Consider the following 696-nt stretch of genomic DNA (forward strand, 5'->3'; position numbering starts at 1 on the left):
ATCAGTGGCAAAGGCCCGCTGGCGCTGGGAGATATCAAGGTTGAAATGCTTGAGGATGAGCAGGCTGCGGTCAAATGTGACCTTGATATCAGTGCGGGACTGGATGAACAGGGGTTACATCTGAGCTGGTTGTACGACAGCGCGCTGTTTGACAGGGCGCACATTGCTAAGTTGCAGGCGCACTTTGAGCGGCTGCTGAGGCAAGCGGTGACACTGACGCCTGGGCGGCCGGATACGTTCCGACTGTTGTCGCAAGCCGAGCAGAGTGCACTGCTGGCAGCTGGCGAAGGGCAGCAAGCTGCCAGCGATGTGGCACTTTTGCCGACACAGTTTAGTGCTCAGGCCAGGCGCCACGGCAGCCGTATAGCCCTTCAGTGGCAAGACCAGACACTGAGTTATGATGCGCTGGAGCAGCGTGCCAACCAGCTTGCGAGACTGCTGCGCGAGCGGGGAGTGGGTGCCGAGCAGCGGGTGGGCATTTATCTGCCACGTTCGATTGACATGGTCGTGGCGATGCTGGGGGTATTAAAAGCGGGCGGGGCTTATGTACCAATAGACCCGGCGTACCCACAACAGCGGGTGGCACACATACTGGCGGATACCGAGATGGCGCAGTTGCTGACTCACAGCGACCTGGCAGCACAGCTCACAACGACATCAGTGACGTGTATTGCTCTGGATGAGGCAAAGACCCAG

General features: G+C 58.9%; 1 protein-coding gene. It reads left to right on the forward strand.

The window, feature by feature from the left end; genetic code table 11:
• Positions 1–696, forward strand: a 696-nt coding sequence (locus C3B51_RS23455) for an AMP-binding protein (protein ID WP_165389239.1), incomplete at both ends; no start/stop codon positions are given.

The organism is Pseudoalteromonas rubra (assembly GCF_004212645.1).
Taxonomy (GTDB): Bacteria; Pseudomonadota; Gammaproteobacteria; order Enterobacterales; family Alteromonadaceae; genus Pseudoalteromonas; species Pseudoalteromonas rubra_G.